22 protein-coding genes are annotated in these 16,723 nt (G+C 64.9%); 10 read left to right on the forward strand and 12 right to left on the reverse strand.

The genetic code is table 11. The features are described from left to right. The 3 genes from N7333_RS21120 to N7333_RS21130 form a co-directional block, all read right to left on the reverse strand. On the reverse strand, positions 1–689 hold a 689-nt coding region (locus N7333_RS21120), incomplete at its 3' end, for a phasin family protein (RefSeq protein WP_279859350.1). Positions 690–699: 10 nt separating this feature from the next. After that, positions 700–1,146, reverse strand: coding sequence for a phasin family protein (locus N7333_RS21125; RefSeq protein ID WP_004372937.1), 447 nt, complete (start codon positions 1,144–1,146; stop codon positions 700–702). Positions 1,147–1,316: 170 nt separating this feature from the next. Continuing rightward, entirely contained in the window at positions 1,317–1,592 is a 276-nt protein-coding gene (locus N7333_RS21130) for a polyhydroxyalkanoic acid system family protein (protein WP_004372939.1), read from the reverse strand. Positions 1,593–1,738: 146 nt separating this feature from the next. Here N7333_RS21130 and ubiE point away from each other — a divergent pair, with 146 nt between their 5' ends. The 9 genes from ubiE (at position 1,739) to N7333_RS21175 (ending at position 7,602) form a co-directional block, all read left to right on the forward strand. Then, positions 1,739–2,509 carry a bifunctional demethylmenaquinone methyltransferase/2-methoxy-6-polyprenyl-1,4-benzoquinol methylase UbiE gene (gene ubiE, locus N7333_RS21135; RefSeq protein ID WP_004372941.1) on the forward strand — a complete coding sequence of 257 codons (771 nt, stop codon included), beginning with the start codon at positions 1,739–1,741 and terminating at the stop codon, positions 2,507–2,509. Then, positions 2,509–3,126, forward strand: a complete 618-nt coding sequence (locus N7333_RS21140) for an SCP2 sterol-binding domain-containing protein (protein ID WP_129481899.1) — start codon at positions 2,509–2,511, stop codon at positions 3,124–3,126. Before ubiE ends, N7333_RS21140 begins: the two co-directional genes overlap by 1 nt. Next, complete coding sequence (ubiB, locus tag N7333_RS21145) at positions 3,123–4,706, forward strand: ubiquinone biosynthesis regulatory protein kinase UbiB (RefSeq protein WP_129481900.1); 1,584 nt, start codon at positions 3,123–3,125, stop codon at positions 4,704–4,706. Before N7333_RS21140 ends, ubiB begins: the two co-directional genes overlap by 4 nt. A gap of 70 nt (positions 4,707–4,776) precedes the next feature. Further along, positions 4,777–5,175: a phosphoribosyl-AMP cyclohydrolase gene (hisI, locus tag N7333_RS21150; RefSeq protein WP_004372946.1), complete on the forward strand. Its 399-nt coding sequence runs from the start codon at positions 4,777–4,779 to the stop codon at positions 5,173–5,175. Further along, positions 5,168–5,503 carry a phosphoribosyl-ATP diphosphatase gene (locus N7333_RS21155; protein WP_011920745.1) on the forward strand — a complete coding sequence of 112 codons (336 nt, stop codon included), beginning with the start codon at positions 5,168–5,170 and terminating at the stop codon, positions 5,501–5,503. The genes hisI and N7333_RS21155 overlap by 8 nt, the downstream gene beginning before the upstream one ends. A gap of 22 nt (positions 5,504–5,525) precedes the next feature. Beyond that, positions 5,526–5,759, forward strand: a complete 234-nt coding sequence (gene tatA, locus N7333_RS21160) for a twin-arginine translocase TatA/TatE family subunit (protein ID WP_011920744.1) — start codon at positions 5,526–5,528, stop codon at positions 5,757–5,759. A 3-nt stretch (positions 5,760–5,762) separates the two neighbouring features. Then, a complete protein-coding gene (gene tatB / locus N7333_RS21165) occupies positions 5,763–6,104 on the forward strand; it encodes a Sec-independent protein translocase protein TatB (RefSeq protein WP_011920743.1) in 342 nt (113 codons plus the stop codon). After that, a complete protein-coding gene (gene tatC / locus N7333_RS21170) occupies positions 6,101–6,895 on the forward strand; it encodes a twin-arginine translocase subunit TatC (RefSeq protein ID WP_011920742.1) in 795 nt (264 codons plus the stop codon). Before tatB ends, tatC begins: the two co-directional genes overlap by 4 nt. Next, positions 6,892–7,602: a 16S rRNA (uracil(1498)-N(3))-methyltransferase gene (locus tag N7333_RS21175; RefSeq protein ID WP_129481901.1), complete on the forward strand. Its 711-nt coding sequence runs from the start codon at positions 6,892–6,894 to the stop codon at positions 7,600–7,602. The genes tatC and N7333_RS21175 overlap by 4 nt, the downstream gene beginning before the upstream one ends. An 81-nt stretch (positions 7,603–7,683) precedes the next feature. Here the strand turns inward: N7333_RS21175 and dtd are convergent, their stop codons facing one another. Both dtd and pip read right to left on the reverse strand, forming a co-directional pair. Next, positions 7,684–8,121, reverse strand: a complete 438-nt coding sequence (gene dtd / locus N7333_RS21180) for a D-aminoacyl-tRNA deacylase (RefSeq protein WP_129481902.1) — start codon at positions 8,119–8,121, stop codon at positions 7,684–7,686. Then, positions 8,118–9,089, reverse strand: a complete 972-nt coding sequence (pip, locus tag N7333_RS21185; protein WP_004372958.1) for a prolyl aminopeptidase — start codon at positions 9,087–9,089, stop codon at positions 8,118–8,120. The genes dtd and pip overlap by 4 nt, the downstream gene beginning before the upstream one ends. A 78-nt stretch (positions 9,090–9,167) precedes the next feature. On the opposite strand from pip, the gene N7333_RS21190 reads away from it, so the two are divergent. Then, on the forward strand, positions 9,168–9,605 hold the full coding sequence (locus N7333_RS21190) for a hypothetical protein (protein WP_129481903.1): 438 nt from the start codon (positions 9,168–9,170) through the stop codon (positions 9,603–9,605). Between the two features lie 112 nt (positions 9,606–9,717). On the opposite strand, the gene N7333_RS21195 is transcribed toward N7333_RS21190, so the two are convergent. The 7 genes from N7333_RS21195 to N7333_RS21225 form a co-directional block, all read right to left on the reverse strand. Further along, entirely contained in the window at positions 9,718–10,260 is a 543-nt protein-coding gene (locus tag N7333_RS21195; protein ID WP_129481904.1) for a lipocalin family protein, read from the reverse strand. A gap of 12 nt (positions 10,261–10,272) precedes the next feature. Then, a complete protein-coding gene (gene bamE / locus N7333_RS21200) occupies positions 10,273–10,524 on the reverse strand; it encodes an outer membrane protein assembly factor BamE (RefSeq protein WP_004372964.1) in 252 nt (83 codons plus the stop codon). A 72-nt stretch (positions 10,525–10,596) separates the two neighbouring features. Further along, a complete protein-coding gene (locus N7333_RS21205) occupies positions 10,597–11,196 on the reverse strand; it encodes a DUF924 family protein (protein ID WP_129481905.1) in 600 nt (199 codons plus the stop codon). A gap of 3 nt (positions 11,197–11,199) precedes the next feature. After that, complete coding sequence (locus tag N7333_RS21210) at positions 11,200–12,207, reverse strand: class 1 fructose-bisphosphatase (protein ID WP_004372967.1); 1,008 nt, start codon at positions 12,205–12,207, stop codon at positions 11,200–11,202. Between the two features lie 156 nt (positions 12,208–12,363). Continuing rightward, positions 12,364–14,208, reverse strand: coding sequence for an esterase EstP (gene estP, locus N7333_RS21215; protein WP_129481906.1), 1,845 nt, complete (start codon positions 14,206–14,208; stop codon positions 12,364–12,366). Between the two features lie 67 nt (positions 14,209–14,275). Beyond that, complete coding sequence (locus tag N7333_RS21220) at positions 14,276–15,946, reverse strand: histidine kinase N-terminal 7TM domain-containing protein (RefSeq protein ID WP_279859352.1); 1,671 nt, start codon at positions 15,944–15,946, stop codon at positions 14,276–14,278. Between the two features lie 197 nt (positions 15,947–16,143). Continuing rightward, a partial coding sequence (locus N7333_RS21225) for a DUF3999 family protein (RefSeq protein ID WP_279859354.1) occupies positions 16,144–16,723 on the reverse strand: 580 nt, incomplete at its 5' end.

A 16,723-nucleotide genomic window follows, 5' to 3' on the forward strand; every position in this document is an offset into this window, starting at 1 on the left:
GCAGGCTTGGCGGCGGCCGCTGGCTTGGCAGCGGGTTTCGCTGCGGCCTTGGCTGCCGGTTTCGCCGCAGGTTTGGCTGCCGGCTTGGCGGCTGCAGGTTTCGCAGCAGCTTTCGCCGCGGCCGGTTTGGCAGCCGGCTTGGCTGCAGCTTTGGCAGCAGGCTTGGCGGCCGGCTTCGCAGCAGGTTTGCTCGCTGCTTTGACGGCGGGCTTGGCGGCAGGCTTGGGCGCAGCTTTGGCAGCAGGCTTGGCCACCGACTTGGCCGATACGCCGGCGATTTTCTCCAGCTGCTTGGTCAGGCTGTCGACCTTGTCGTTCAACGCCTTCACTTCGTTGCGGCTGGGCACGCCCAGGCGCGAGATGGCATTGTTCAGACGCTTGTCGAAGGCCTCTTCCAGCTCGCTCCACTTGCCGATCGCCTTGTCCTTGACCTCATCGACCTTGGACTTGGCGGAACCGACCTTGGCACCGACGCCGGCTTTCACCGCACCGACCTGCTTGTCGACTTCGCTCTTGGCCAGCTTCTCGGCCTTCTCGCCATCCTTGACCAGCGTATCGAACAGCTTGGTGCCGTCCTTGCTGACCTTAGAGTAAGCGCCCAAGCCTGCCAACCAGATCTGACGCGAGTATTTCTCGACCTCGCCGATCCAGGAGCTGGTCTGTTTCTCGGTTTTCTTTTTAACAGCCATCCTGATCTCCTTATTTGGTACGCGCGACATGCTCGAGCAACGCGCTCAGCTCATCCAGCTTAGCAGAGAGTGCTTCAACATCCTGCTTCGAGGGAATGCCGATACGATTCAGGGCGGCGGCGACACGGGTGTCGAAGGCCTTCTCGATCTTGTCGAGCTGCACTTCGACCTTGCCCTTGACGCTGGTGACATTGGAGTTGACGGACTGCTTGACCGACTCGATCTGGCTGTTGGCGGCCTCGACCTGCTCGTCGACCAGCTTCTTGCCTTTGACTTCGACGCCTTCGCCGGTCTTGACCAGCTCCTTGAAGTACTCGACGCCCTCGGCACCGGCCTTGGCGTAGGCGCCCAGGCCTGCGAGATAGATCTTGCGGGCGTAGCCCTTCACGTCATCGAACAGGCCGGCCTTGTCCTCGGCCACGGCTTCGACTTTCTTCTTCACGGCAACTTTCGACATGGTGCACCTCACGCGCTTTGACAGTTAGCGGAAACGCCCACGGAATGCAGGCTTGGGTACACCCTAGGGAGAAAAATTAGAAATCGCATACTAGGAACAGGCAACAGCATGCCTGCCCAAGCAACCCAGGGGCGATGCGCACAGCGCACCCTACCGGCTTGCCGCTGCGCTCAGGCCAACGACTTGTCGAGCACCTGCTCGATCTCGCGCTGGATCATTCCGCCCATGGGCGACAGCAGCAGCCCCAGCTTGAGCTCGACCCGAACCGTGTTCTCGCCCACCGCAATGCTGCCATCGGCACCACTGCGCTTGAACTCCAGCGTGTCGCCGTTCCAGCGGTAGCGCACGTCGTACTCGCTGGCCAGGCGCTCGGCCAGACGCTCGGCTTTTTCTCGGGCGACCTCACGGCCGAGGGAATGGGATCGTTCGATACGAATGCGGGACATGACAGCTCCTCGATCAGGCAGGCGCCGCAACGCTGCGGCATGAAGTCACAGCACTCTAACAGCCCGCCAGCTCACCTGGCACCCAGGCAAGACAAAGGCGGCAGGCAGCTTTAGAATGGGGCGGTTTTCCATCCGGTGAGAGCGACATGAGCGATCCACGCAAGGCCCAGGAGCAGGAACCCACTACCCACTTCGGTTTCCAGGACGTGCCGGAAAGCCAGAAGGCGGAGAAAGTGGCCGAAGTCTTCCACTCGGTGGCGGCCAAGTACGACCTGATGAACGATGTCCTCTCCGGCGGCCTGCATCGCCTGTGGAAGCGCTTCACCATCGAGCTGTCCGGCGTGCGCCCGGGCAACCGCGTGCTGGATATCGCCGGCGGTACCGGTGACCTGACCCGCAAGTTCGCCAGCATCGTCGGCCCCACCGGCGAAGTGGTGCTGGCCGACATCAACGACTCCATGCTCAAGGTCGGTCGTGATCGCCTGCTGGACAAGGGCGTGGCCGGCAACGTGCAGTTCGTCCAGGCCGATGCCGAGAAGCTGCCGTTCCCTGACAACCACTTCGACGTGGTCACCATCGCCTTCGGCCTGCGCAACGTCACCCACAAGGAAGACGCCCTGCGCTCCATGCTGCGCGTGCTCAAGCCCGGCGGCCGCCTGCTGGTGCTGGAGTTCTCCAAGCCGGGCAACCCGCTGCTGGCCAAGGTCTACGACACCTACTCGTTCAGCTTCATGCCGCTGGCCGGCAAGCTGATCACCAACGATGCCGACAGCTACCGCTACCTCGCCGAGTCGATCCGCATGCACCCGGATCAGGAAACCCTCAAGGCGATGATGGTCGACGCCGGCTTCGAGCGCGTCACCTACCACAACATGACCGGCGGCATCGTCGCCCTGCACCGCGGCATCAAGCCCTGATGCTGCTGACCGGGCTTCTGGCGGGCGTCGAGACGGGGCTCAATCGCGTCCTGCGCCTCGATGGCACCGCCTTGCCGCGCTTGCACACCCTGAGTGGCAAGGTCATCGCCGTGCAGTGCCAGAGCCCTGCGCTGGAGCTGTTCATCCTGCCCAGCGGCGATGGCCTGCAGCTGGCTGCGCAGTGGCACGCACCCGCCGACTGCACCCTCACCGCCCCGGTCGCCAGCCTGGCGCGCCTGGCCTTGAGCCGTGACAAGACCGCCGTACTGCACCGCCCGGAAGTCTCCCTCGATGGCGACAGCGCCGCGCTGCTGCAATTGGCCGGCATCCTCCAGGACCTGGAACTGGACTGGGAATACGAACTGTCGCGCTGGCTTGGCCCGGTGGCCAGCACCCTGCTCGCCGGCCACCTGCGCAGCCGGGTCAACCTGGCCAGCCATGGCGCGGCCAGCCTCACCCAGAACCTGGCCGATTACCTGGCCGAAGAGTCGCGCACCCTGGTCGGCCAGCGTGAGGCCGACGCGCGCTTCGCCGAGCTGGATCAACTCAAACTCGCCCTCGACCGCCTGGAAGCACGCATCGAGCGCCTCACTTCTGCCCATAAGCCCGACGCATGAAGCTGCTTGCCGTTCGCCGTCTGCTGCGCATCCAGCGCGTAGTCATCCGCTACCAACTGGACGAATTGCTCCTCGAACTGCCGCTGCCATTCTGGCTGCGTGCGCTGTCCTGGCTGCTGCCCTGGCGCTGGCTGCCGCGCAGGTCACTGGCGCTGTCGCGCGGGGCGCGCCTGCGTCTGGCCCTGGAAGACCTGGGCCCGATCTTCATCAAGTTCGGCCAGCTGCTGTCCACCCGTCGCGACCTGCTGCCGCCCGATATCGCCGATGAGCTGGCACGCCTGCAGGATCAGGTGCCGCCCTTCCCCGAGGATCAGGCCATCGCCCTGATCGAGCGCCAGCTCGGCGCCCCCGTGAGCCAGCTGTTCGCCCGCTTCGACAGCCAGCCGCTGGCGTCGGCCTCGGTGGCCCAGGTACACGCCGCGCAGCTGAAGAGCGGCGAGGAAGTGGTGGTCAAGGTGGTGCGCCCAGGCCTCAAGCCGGTAATCCGCCAGGACCTGGCCTGGCTGTTCCTGCTCGCCCGCATCGCCGAGCGGGCTTCTGCCGACGCCCGTCGCCTGCGCCCGGTGGAGGTGGTCAGCGACTACGAGAAAACCATCTTCGACGAACTCGACCTGCTGCGCGAGGCGGCCAACGCTAGCCAGCTGCGGCGCAATTTCGAGGGCTCGCCGCTGCTCTACGTGCCGCAGGTGTACTGGGACCTGTGCCGCCATCAGGTACTGGTCATGGAGCGCATCTACGGCGTGCCGGTCACCGATCTGGTGACCCTGGCCGACCAGCGCACCGACATGAAACTGCTGGCCGAGCGCGGCGTGGAAATCTTCTTCACCCAGGTGTTTCGCGACAGCTTCTTCCATGCCGACATGCATCCCGGCAACATCTTCGTCAGCACCCGCACGCCGTGGAGCCCGCAGTACATCGCCATCGACTGCGGCATCATCGGCAGCCTCACCGACGAGGATCAGGACTACCTGGCGCGCAACCTGATCGCCTTCTTCAAGCGCGACTACCGCAAGGTGGCGCAACTGCACATCGACTCGGGCTGGGTGCCGGCCGACACCAAGGTCAACGAGTTCGAGGCGGCGATCCGCACCGTGTGCGAGCCGATCTTCGAAAAGCCGCTGAAAGACATCTCCTTCGGCCAGCTGCTGCTGCGCCTGTTCCAGACCGCTCGACGCTTCAACATGGAAGTGCAGCCGCAACTGGTGCTGCTGCAGAAGACCCTGCTCAACATCGAGGGCCTGGGGCGTCAGCTATACCCGGATCTGGATCTGTGGAGCACCGCCCAGCCCTTCCTCGAACGCTGGATGCGCGAACGCGTCAGCCCCCTGCACCTGCTGCGCAACCTGCAGCAGCAGGCCGAGCAGGTGCCGCACCTGTCGCAGATCGCCCGCGATGCCCTGGAGCGCCTGCAGCGACCGGAGCCGCCACGCGAGAGCGACGCACGCGACCAGTGGCCGCTGCGCCTGCTCGGCGCGGCATTGATCGCTGCCGGCGCCGTACAGGGCCTGGCGCCCCTGCTGGCCACCTGGCCGGCCTGGCTGATGGTCGGCGGCGGTCTCTATCTGGTGCTGCGCCGATAGCCAGCTAGCCACAGCACTGGCACACTTGGCGAATTGACCATCCGGCAGGCCCGGCAGATTTGGAACACCGATGAACGATTGGCTCGACGAAATCCACTGGAACGAAGACGGCCTAGTGCCGGCCATCGCCCAGGATCACCAGACCGGCCGCATCCTGATGATGGCCTGGATGAACCGTGAATCCCTCGCCCTCACCGTCAGCGAACAGCGCGCCATCTACTGGTCACGCTCGCGTGGCAAGCTGTGGCGCAAGGGCGAGGAGTCCGGCCATGTGCAGAAGCTGCACGAGCTGCGTCTGGACTGCGATGCCGACGTGATCGTGCTGATGGTCGAGCAGCTCGGCGGCATCGCCTGCCACACCGGGCGCGAGAGCTGCTTCTATCGCGTGTACGAGAATGGCGGCTGGAAAACCGTCGACGCCGTGCTGAAAGATCCGCACGCCATCTATGCAGGACACAGCCATGAGTGACACCCTGAGCCGCCTGGCCGAGGTACTGGAAGCGCGCAAGGGTGCAGCGCCCGACAGCTCCTACGTCGCCAGCCTGTATCACAAGGGCCTGAACAAGATTCTGGAAAAGGTCGGTGAGGAATCGGTGGAAACCATCCTCGCCGCCAAGGACGCCGCCGCCAGCGGCGACTGCAAGGACCTGATCTACGAAACCGCCGACCTGTGGTTCCACAGCCTGGTCATGCTCGCCGCCCTCGGCCAGCATCCGCAGGCCGTGCTGGACGAACTGGATCGCCGTTTCGGCCTCTCCGGCCACGCGGAAAAAGCCGCGCGACCGCAATCGGAATAACTTTCACAACGGAGAACTCATCATGGGTTTCGGCGGCATCAGCATCTGGCAACTCCTGATCATCCTGCTCATCGTGGTCATGCTGTTCGGCACCAAGCGCCTGAAGAGCCTGGGCTCGGACCTGGGTGACGCGATCAAGGGCTTCCGCAAATCGATGGACAATGGCGAAGCCGAGAAACCGGCGGTCGAAGAGCCCAAGGGGCAGACCATCGACGCCCAGGCACGCAAGGTCGAAGAGCCGGCGAAGAAAGACTGAGCCATGTTCGACATCGGTTTCACCGAACTGCTGCTGGTCGGCCTGGTCGCCCTGGTGGTGCTCGGTCCTGAGCGCCTCCCGGGGGCGGTGCGCACTGCCGGCCTGTGGATCGGCCGGATCAAGCGCAGCTTCAATTCGATCAAGGCCGAAGTGGAGCGCGAGATCGGCGCCGACGAGATTCGCCGTCAGTTGCACAACGAGCGAATTCTCGAGCTCGAGCGGGAAATGAAGGCGATGAAGCAGGACATCCTCGACACCGCCAGCCTCAAGCCGAGCAGCGACGCCGACAAGAGCAGCGTCGAGCCGCCACCGCCCGCCGCCCAGGACAAGACTTCACAGCCATGAGCAAACTGCCGGACGCCGACCAGGAAATGCCCCTGGTCTCGCACCTGACCGAACTGCGCACGCGCCTGCTGCGTTGCGTGGTGATCATCCTGCTGATCTTCGCCGGCCTGTTCTATTTCGCCCAGGACATCTACGCCCTGGTCGCCGCACCGCTGCGCGCCTATCTGCCGGACGGCGCGACGATGATCGCCACCGGCGTCGCCTCGCCCTTCCTCACGCCGTTCAAGCTGACACTGATGTGCGCGCTGTTTCTCGGCATGCCGGTGATCCTGCACCAGGCCTGGGGCTTCATCGCGCCGGGGCTGTACACCCATGAACGGCGCATCGCCGTGCCGCTGCTGATCTCCAGCATCTTCCTGTTCTATGCCGGCATGGCCTTCGCCTACTTCGTGGTCTTTCCCATCATGTTCGGCTTCTTCGCCAGCGTGACCCCGGAAGGCGTGGCGATGATGACCGACATCGGTCAGTACCTGGACTTCGTCCTGACCCTGTTCTTCGCCTTCGGCGTGGCCTTCGAGATTCCCATCGCCACCTTCCTGCTGATCTGGGTCGGCATCGTCGACGTGGCCACCCTGCGCAAGAGCCGCCCCTACGTGATCGTCGGCTGCTTCGCCGTGGGCATGCTGCTGACGCCGCCGGACGTGTTCTCGCAGACCCTGCTGGCCGTACCGATGTGGCTGCTGTTCGAAGCCGGCGTGCTGGCCGGCGCCCTGGTCAAGCGCAAGCGCGACGAGGAAAAGGCCGAGGAAGAGGCCAAGCCCGAAGACCAGCCGCCCGCGCCACTGTCGTGAACCTGCTGCTGCTGGAAGACGCAGACTTCGTCGGCGAGGATCGGGTACGCCTCAGCGGCCGACGCCTTAAGCATCTGCATGAGGTACACCGCGCCGAGGCCGGCGACCGCCTGCGCGTCGGCCGCCTTGGCGGGCTGATGGGCGAAGGTCGGCTGATGGCCCTGGATGCCGAGCACGCCGAGCTGCAGGTCAGCCTCGATCAGGCTCCGCCGGCCAAGCTGCCGCTGACCCTGGTGCTCGCCCTGCCGCGGCCGAAGATGCTCAAGCGCGTACTGCAGACAGTCAGTGCCATGGGCGTTCCGCGCCTGGTGCTGGTCAACAGCTACCGCGTGGAGAAGAGCTTCTGGCAGACGCCCTTTCTCGAAGCCGAAGCCATTCGCGAACAGCTGATCCTCGGCCTGGAGCAGGCGCGTGACACCGTCTTGCCCGACGTGAGCATCGAGAAACGCTTCAAGCCCTTCGTCGAGGATCGCCTGCCGGCGTTGGCAACCGGCACGCTGGGCCTGATCGGCCACCCCGGTGACTACCCGGCCTGCCCGCGCGCCGTGCAGGAGCCGGTGACCCTGGCCATCGGCCCGGAAGGTGGCTGGATTCCCTACGAAGTCGATCTGCTGCGCCAGGCCGCAGGCCTGCAGCCGGTGCAACTGGGCGAACGCATCCTGCGGGTGGAGACGGCGGTGCCGGCGTTGCTGGCCAGATTGTTCTAACGAGAACGACCAATCTGTAGGAGCGAGCTCTGCTCGCGAAGCGTTCGAGTCGCGAGCAGAGCTCGCTCCCACAAGCTACCGCTATACCTCGAGGAGAAAGGTCACCGGCCCATCGTTGACCAGATGCACCTGCATATTGGCGCCGAAGCGTCCGGTGGCGACCTGCGGATGCCGGGCTCTGGCTGCCTCGACCAGGGCATCGAACAGTGCCTCGCCCTGCGCCGGCGGCGCCGCGCTGGAGAAGCTCGGGCGCATGCCGCTTTTGGTGTCGGCCGCCAGGGTGAATTGCGAGACCAGCAGCAGCCCGCCCTGCACATCCGTCAGCGAGCGGTTCATCTTGCCCGCCTCGTCGCTGAATACGCGGTAGTTGAGCAATTTGTGCAGGGCGCGAGTCAGGCTGGCCTGATCGTCCTGTGGCTCGACGCCGACCAGCGCCAACAGGCCCTGATCGATGCCGCCCACCACCTCGCCTTCGACCTCGACCCTGGCTGCGCTGACGCGCTGGATCAGCAGCTTCATGCATCCTCCGGCGGCAGGTCGAGCAGGCGCCGGGCCAGTTCGTCGGCGGCGCGCACCAGCGCGTCGGTGATGCCGGGCTCGGCGGCCGCATGGCCGGCGTCGCGGATGATCTGCAGCTCGCTGTTGGGCCAGGCCTGATGCAGTGCCCAGGCGTTGTCCAGCGGGCAGATGGCGTCGTAGCGACCGTGCACGATGATGCCCGGCAGATGGGCGATCTTCGGCATGTCGCGCAGCAACTGATCGGGCTCGAGGAAGGCGCCATTGACGAAGTAGTGGCATTCGATACGGGCGATGGACAGCGCCCGGTGCGCGTCGCTGAAGCGTTCGACCACCTGGGTGTTGGGCCGCAGGGTGGCGGTGCGACCTTCCCAGGTCGACCAGGCCTTGGCCGCGTGCATCTGGGCGATCTGATCGGCGCCGGTCAGGCGCTTGTAGAAGGCCTGCATCAGATCGCCGCGTTCGTCTGGCGGAATCGGCGCGAGGTAGTCCTCCCAGTAGTCGGGGAACAGACGGCTGGCGCCCTCCTGGTAGAACCAGCTGAATTCCTGTGGCCGACACAGGAAGATGCCGCGCAGAATCAACCCGTGCACGCGCTGCGGATGCGTTTGCGCATAGGCCAGCGCCAGGGTCGAGCCCCAGGAGCCGCCGAACAGCACGAACTTGTCTATCCCCAGGTGCTCGCGAATGCGTTCGATATCGCCGATCAGCGCCTGGGTGGTGTTGTTCTCCAGACTGGCATGCGGGGTGGAGCGGCCACAGCCACGCTGATCGAAGGTGACGATACGGTAGAGATTGGGATCGAAGTATCGGCGGCTTGATGCATCGCAGCCGGCGCCCGGCCCGCCATGGATGAACAGCACCGGCAACCCGTCCGCCGAACCGCTCTCGTCGACATAGAGCACATGCGGCGGCTCGACCGCCAGCTCGTGACGGGCGTAGGGTTTGATCTCTGGATACAGAGTCTGCATGGTGGGCTCCTGATGCGATGGGTACGACTACCGAGTTCCGCTCTGCACGGCATCATAACCATGAAAAAGGAGTTCAGCATGTCGAGGCGTTATCTGGCCGGTTTCCTGGCGCTTTTTTTCACCCTGCTGCTGGCCGGCTGCGGTGGCCGCGACGACCCGCAAGCCGCGCTGGAGGCGGCCGTTAAACAGCTGCAGGACAATATCGAGGCCAAGAGCGCGAGCGCGGTGCTGGAGCAGTTGCACGGCGACTTCCTGGCCCGCCAGGAACTCGACCGCGAGTGGGCCAAACGCACCATGACCTTGCTGTTTCTGCGCCACAAGAACATCAAGGTCATCGCCCTGGGCAAGAACAGCTGGATCGACCCGGCGATCAGCAGCAAGGGCTACACCGAGGCGCAGGTCGGCCTGACCGGCGCCGAAGGGCTGCTCCCCGACAGCGCGCGGCACTATTCGGTAAGGCTGGAATGGTGGCAGGAAGGCGGCGAATGGAAGCTGGCGCGCCTGGACTGGGAGTGAAGCGGTAGCCCCCTCACCGGGTAGGAGCCGGCTTGCCGGCGATCCTTCGGATCTGATCGCGAGCAAGCTCGCTCCTACAGAGGGGGCTAACCGATGCGATACGGGCTACAGGCTAGTCAGCCTGGCGCCAGATCAGCTCGGAGGTGTCGTAACCCTGCTCGCGCGCGTGGCTGAGCAGCTTGTCGCGGGTTTCCTGATCCACTTCCGGGGTACGCGACAGCAGCCACAGGTACTTGCGCTGCGGGTGACCGACCAGCGCTACACGGTAGTCGTCATCGCGGTACAGCACCCAGTAGTCGCCCTTGATCGGCAGCAGCTTGCTGGCCCAGTTGTCGAAGCGCACCCAGAGCTTGTCGGTTTGCCCTTCCACCTGAGGCTCGGCGACGCCCTTGGCTTCGATCCACTCGCCGTCCTTGTCGCGGCAGCGATTGGTCACGTCAATGCGGCCATCGTCACGCAAGCCATAATGGGCTTCGGACTGCACGCAGTTGCGCTGGAAGAACATCGGCAGCCGCGCCAGCTCGTACCAGGTGCCCTGGTAGCGCTGCAGGTCGACCTGCACGGTCTTCGGCGGCTCCTGCGGGATGCGGCCCGTGCCGGAGTTGGCGCAGCCGGCGAGGGCGAGAACGGCACTGGCGATAAGGATCGAACGCATGAGATCTCCTGCTTACTTGAGTCCCTTGCCGGAGAACATCATCACCTTGTCCCCGGCGTACTGGACGCTGATATAGCTCTTGTCATCACCCCAGGTGCAGCTGGTCATGCCCAGTGCGCCGGCGCATTCGCCCGGAGCGCCAAGCAGGCTCTCGACCTCCGCCTTGCTCATGCCGGCCTTGAGCTTGGAATAGTTGTCCTGATTGACCTTGTTGCAGGCGGCGAGCAGACAGCAGGCGAGCAACGCGACGATACGCATCGACATGATGGGTGAAACTCCTGATGGGAAGGTGCCAGCAAGCTTGGCATAGCCGGCGACGACTTGCCCGCTTGGAGTTCAGAAACGCGAGCCAGGTTCCCGCAGGAAGGCCTGTTCTTCGTCAGTACAGGCGCGACCGAGAATGGCGTTGCGATGAGGGAAGCGACCGAAGCGCGCAATCACCCGCTGGTGACGCTCGGCGAAGTCGAGAAAGTCGGCGAACAGCTCGCGCTCTGCGTCACCTGCCTGATCGAGCAGAGCGCGAAACAGTTCGACGGCACGCGCCTGCAGAGGCAGATCCTCGGCATGCTCGAAGATCAGGTAGGCAAAAACGCGCTGGATCGGCGTCAACGCACGGTCCCAGCCGCGCTCCAGCCCGGCCTCCAGCAGAGGACGGGCCAGCGCGTCCCCCGCGAAGGCGCGCGGGGTATCGCGAAAGATCATGCGCGGCAGCTGATCGAGCAGGATCAGGTGCGCCAGCCAGCCCTGCGGCTCATCCGCCCAGCCCTTCAGCTCGCCAGCCAGGGCCTGCTCGACCAGCGCAGCGAAACGCGCTTCGGCCTCACGGTCCTGACTGTCACGCTTGCCGAACCACAAGCCCCGGCGCGCCGCTACGATGTCGGTCGCGCTGCCATCGGCACCGAACCACCAGTCGAGCAACGGCTGCCAGGGCTGCATCGGTCAGCCCCGGTGGTAGGCGGTGACGCGCAGCACTTCTTCCTTGGAGCCGAGGAACACCGGCACACGCTGGTGCAGGGAAGTGGGCTGGATGTCGAGGATGCGCTGGCTGCCGTCGGTGGCGGCGCCGCCGGCCTGCTCGATGATCATCGACATCGGGTTGGCCTCGTACATCAGGCGCAGCTTGCCCGGCTTGTCCGGCTCGCGGGCGTCGCGCGGGTACATGAACACACCGCCACGGGTGAGGATGCGATGCACGTCGGCCACCATCGAGGCGATCCAGCGCATGTTGTAGTTGCGCCCCAGCGGCCCGGTCTCGCCGGCCAGCAGCTCGGAGACGTAGCGCTGTACCGGGGCTTCCCAGTGGCGCTGGTTGGACATGTTGATGGCGAATTCCTTGGTCGACTCCGGCACCTTGATGTTGTCGTGGGTGAGCACGAAGCTGCCCAGTTCGCGATCCAGGGTGAAGCCCTTGACGCCGTCGCCGAGGGTCAGCATCAGCATGGTCTGCGGGCCGTAAATGGCGTAGCCGGCCGCGACCTGCTGGGTGCCCGGCTGGAGGAAGGCGTCCTCGCCCAGGTCGCCGGTGTCACCGTTGCGGTCCGGGCAGCGCAGCACGGAGAAGATGGTGCCGACCGAGACGTTGACGTCGATGTTGCTGGAGCCATCCAGCGGGTCGAAGACCAGCAGATAGGCACCCTTGGGGTACTTGCCGGGGATCTGGTAGGCGTTGTCCATTTCCTCGGACGCCATGCCGGCCAGGTGACCGCCCCATTCGTTGGCTTCGAGGAGGATCTCGTTGGAGATGACGTCGAGCTTCTTCTGCACTTCGCCCTGCACGTTCTCGCTGTCCAGGCTGCCCAGTACGCCACCGAGGGCGCCCTTGGAAACCTGGTGGCTGATCGCCTTGCAGGCCCGTGCCACGACTTCGATAAGGAAACGCAGATCGGCCGGGGTGTTATGGCTGCGAGTCTGCTCGATCAGGTAGCGGCTCAGGGTGACGCGGGACATGGACGGCTCCGGAAAGAGAAAAAATCGCGCGCAGTTTAACCGGTTCCCGCTATGGCCGCCTCCCTGAGGCCACAGCGAGTTTGGAGAAACTGACGGAACGCGTTGAATCGACGGCCAGCGCCCTCAAGGAGAGGTGCGCTGGCGTCAGAACAGCTCTTAGAGATCCAACGACAGAGAAAGATTCAAACCATGCTGGGATTCATCGTCAGCGTGCCGATAGCTGTAGCTGCCACGCAGTGACAAGCCGTTTCCGAGGCTATGACTGACCCCGACATGGCCACGCCAGGTACGATCATCGGGGCGATAGCCAGGCAACTCGAAGCCGATCCCCGGCAGACTGTTCAAGGCCATGCGTACTTCGCTGGGGTCATCCTCGTACTCCCTCTCCATGGCCAGCTCACCGAACAGTCGGGTCTGCGGCGCGAGATCGTACAGCCCCTGCAGGCCTGCGCCGAGGCGCTTCGATTTGCGTACCTGATCAGCGTAACTCAGGGCGGTGGAACGCTGGCCATCTTCGGCATAGCCGTCTACTTCGATCCGCACGTAGTCGGCGCTGAAGAACGGGCTCAAATGCCACTGGCTACCCGGCTGGGCGATGTCGTAGCCGAATCGGCCACTGAAGGCCCACAGATCGCCGTCGGTATCCCCCTTCTCAGAGTTGGTAGCCGGACCAATGGCAAACTTGCGTTTGAGATCATCGTAGTCCAGCCGCCCGATACTGGCCGACAGATCCCCCCACCAGCGGTTGTGCTGATACTGGGCGAACGCAGTACCCAGATAGCTGCGAAGATCGTAATCGGAATCCGCGGCCCCGGCTTCCAGACTCTGTTGGTAGAGCCCGGCAGCCAGGCCCAGGCGCCAGGCGTCATCGAGCCTATAGCTGGTACCGAAGTTGAGGCTGTAGCCGTTGCCCTTGGCATCGCCACTGTACAGATCGTAATCCAGGCGCTGGCCGCCGGCATTGATGAAGGCACGCCACTGCCCTTCGCTCTGCCAGGCCTCCCAGTCTGCCAGCCATTGCGCGCGCAGCTGATCCTGATGAGCCCGCAGCGTGCCTAGGGCCATCTCCGGCAGTAGGGTGATTTCCCAGGGAGCGGCGAGGAGTGAGTAGGCGTAGTCGGCAATCAGGCGCTGCCCGGTGATGGTCGGGTGCACGCTGTCGTTGAACAGAAGTTTGGTCGGATCAGGAGCGGTGCCGTTCAGGCCATAGACCGGGTGCGGATTGCTGCAGCCTTCGAAACAGCTGTCAATCACCGTGTCGCGGTCTGCGATCAGGCCGTAGCGCCCGGGGTCACTCAATGTTTCCGAGAGATTGAGCGGTATGTTCAAGGGAATGACGTTTGCATCGAGCGCCGCTAGCTGGCTCACCAGTTCCTGGTTGAAGTCGGCCCCTAACCCGGATACCAGGTCTTGCAAGCCGCCACCATAGAAGTTCGGTGTCAGACCGATATCCGGCAGCAACCACACCATGATGTAGCGCGCGCCGGCTTGCTGCAGAACCTCGACGCTATCGACCAGCCGCCCGGCAGCAGCCTGCGCGCTGGCGGTATCGACTACACGAAACTGGAGAAAATCATTCCCACCGCCAGTGAGGTAATACAACGCATTCGGGTCGGCCCGCCCTCCGCTGGAGGCCAGGTACCCGCCTGGACCGCTGATGGTGTTGAGGATCTCGTCGGTACGATAGCCTCCGACCGCCCAGTTGTTACCGCCCTCGACCGAATTTGCCGGCCCCAGCCCCGCTCCGCCCAGGCCAAGGGCATCGCCAAGCAGCATGGGCGCCACCGGCCCGAAGATCTCGCCGCTGCCATCCTGATAGGTCGGCCCGATACGATTGGTAAAACGGGTGGTAGCTCCCGCCGGCCCATCAGGGTCGGCGAACCAGCCTGCATCGCTGAGGCTATCGCCGAATACGTAGAGCGCGCTGTATGGCGCGGCGGAAAGCGAAGTGGCACTGGCCAGCAGGCAGGCGGCCGCCAGCGGAGACAACAGACGGTTCATGGCAAGTCCTTGTTGTTGTTGGAATGAACTGCCAAGCAAATGTAGCGGTTGTTGCTGCGAAAAACATCTATCTGGCGCGGTTCGCTTCTGCCGGCGGAAGGGCCACCTCCACCCGGTTACGACCATCACGCTTGGCTCGGTAGAGCGCAACGTCGGCAGCCTGCAGGAGGCTATCGAGACCCTGCCCATGCGCCGGCCATATAGCGATGCCTGCCGACAGGGTGACCGGCAGAGTACCTATGCGCGTTGGCTGGCCAACCTGGCTCAATTGCGTCCGTAATGCCTCCAGGCGCGCCATGGCAGCCTGAGCATCAAGCCCCGGCAGGATCAGCAGGAATTCCTCGCCGCCGATACGAAACACCGCATCGGTGCTGCGCAGGTTGTCCAGCAGATGCTTGGCGACAGCCTTGAGCACGTCGTCGCCGACCAGATGGCCGCACTCGTCGTTGAGCCGTTTGAAGTGGTCTAGATCGATCAGCGCCAAGGCCAGTGGCAGGTTTTCGCGTTGCGCCCTGGCCAGTTCGCGCGAGAAGAATTCATCCAGATAGCGGCGGTTGTAGAGGCCGGTCAGCGGGTCGCACAGCGCCTGCTCGCGCAGTTGCTCGTGCAGATTCGAGATGGTGCGCAGACGCTCTTCACTCAGGGCCAGGGCCTCGGCCAGCTTGAGCTCGCTGAGGTGGCGCTGGGTCACGTCGCGTACGTAGAGCATATGGCCCAGCAGGGTCGGGCCGTGGCGAGTGGCGCGTTCGATGGCGCGCACCCGCACTTCGTAGTAGCGCGCCGCGCTGGTCAGGGTCAGCGGGCGCTCCTGATCGCCCTCGCCGGCCTCATTCAGCAGACGCTGCAGGTCGGCGCCGAACACCGGCCACTGCCCCAACTCGGTGCCCTGCCAGCCCTGCTGCAGCCCTGCCAGCTTCAGCGCGGCCGGATTGGCCTCGATCACCCGACCACGCGGATCGATCACCAGCACCGGGTCGAGCAACGCCTCCAGCAGCAGATGGCGCGCCACCGGCAGCAGGTCGAACAGGCGTACGCCGACGATCAGCCAGGAGAACGCCGCCAGGGTGAAGGCGAAGCTGAAGGGGGTCGGGTCGAAGCCGAACAGGGTCCAGCCGAACACCACATAACCGACGTTGGCCACCCAGGGCACCGCGGTGACCAGCACGAACGCCAGATAGTGACGGCGGTGCAGCCCTTGACTGAGCGCCGCGGCGCGGCTTACCACGCCCATGCAGAACGCCATGAACAGGTAGACGTAGACGGCCGTGGCATAGAACAGCGGGCCATGCTGATAGCGCACCGGGGCTCCCGGACTGTCGTCGACGGGAGCGCTGCCGGCACCGTAGAACAGGCCATGCCAGGGATTGCTCAGCGCCAGAGCCCAGACCAGCAGCGGCACCAGGCTCAGCCCCAGGATGCTGCTACGCGGCAACGGCGTGCGCATGCTGTTGACGTACTGCCAGAGGAATACCGCCCAGAACGTGGGCGTGGAAACGATGCCGGGCCAGGCCATGCTGGCCCAGAACATCTTGCATTCGGCGGCGAAGAAGCTCATTTCCAGTGCCGCGGCGCCCATCCACCAGAGGCTGGCCAGGTGCAGCAGAATGAAGCTGTCACGCCCGGGGAAGTCGCGCTGGCGGGTGACCCAGTGCGCCAGCAGGACCACCCCGAAGCACACCAGCAGGGTCATCAGGACCGGCGGTGACAGGCTCCAGCCGGAAGCCAGACAGGCCTGCATCAGCGCCCCCTCCAGCTCGGCGACAACCGGAGAACGGCACGCACGCCGCAGTCGGACGCGGCGAAACGAAATGCATGGGCGGTGACGCGAACCAAAATACGCAAGGGCCTTCCTGACCTCTGATGCTGACTGGCGCAGGGCGCCTAAGATACTGCAAAACCCCTACCACTACAGGGTTTATTCACCCACCGCGCGCCTCAGGCGCCTGGTGGGCGCCGCAGCAGGCTGGCCGCCATGGCAGCCAGCAATCCAACGCCCAGTAGCAGTACAGCCCAGAGTCCCCAGCGTTGCCAGTCACCTTGCGCAACGGCCGCTGGCTCGCCCATGGAGCCGGCCAGTGCGCTCGCATCCCCCAGCTCGGCGCGGCCGAGGCTGGCCAGACGCTCGGCCTGGTAACCGGGAATCAGGCTGGGCAGCGGCAGCGCCGCCGATTGCGCACCGGCATTGCCCAGTGCCAGGCGATAGGGCGCCTCGCCGCGGGCGAGAAAGATCAGCTGGGTGGCGCGCAAGGCGACCTGCAGGTTCGGCACCTCCGGCCCCAGACCGCCACCGCGCGGGTCGAGCTGCAGACGCAACTGACGCACCGGCCAGCCCGGCAAGGCCAGTTCGTCGTGCACCATCTCCCGGCCATTCTCCGGCAGGCGATAGAGCAGACCGCTGGCCAGCGGCCGCCACGCGCCCTGATCGCTGCTGCGCGCCTCGATACGCAGCGGTGCCAGGGTATTGGCCTGCGCCAGCGGCAGGCGCAGCCGCTCCAGAGGTAACGCCAGCGGCAGC

The organism is Pseudomonas sp. GD04158 (assembly GCF_029834875.1).
GTDB classification, from domain to species: Bacteria; Pseudomonadota; Gammaproteobacteria; order Pseudomonadales; family Pseudomonadaceae; genus Aquipseudomonas; species Aquipseudomonas hydrolytica.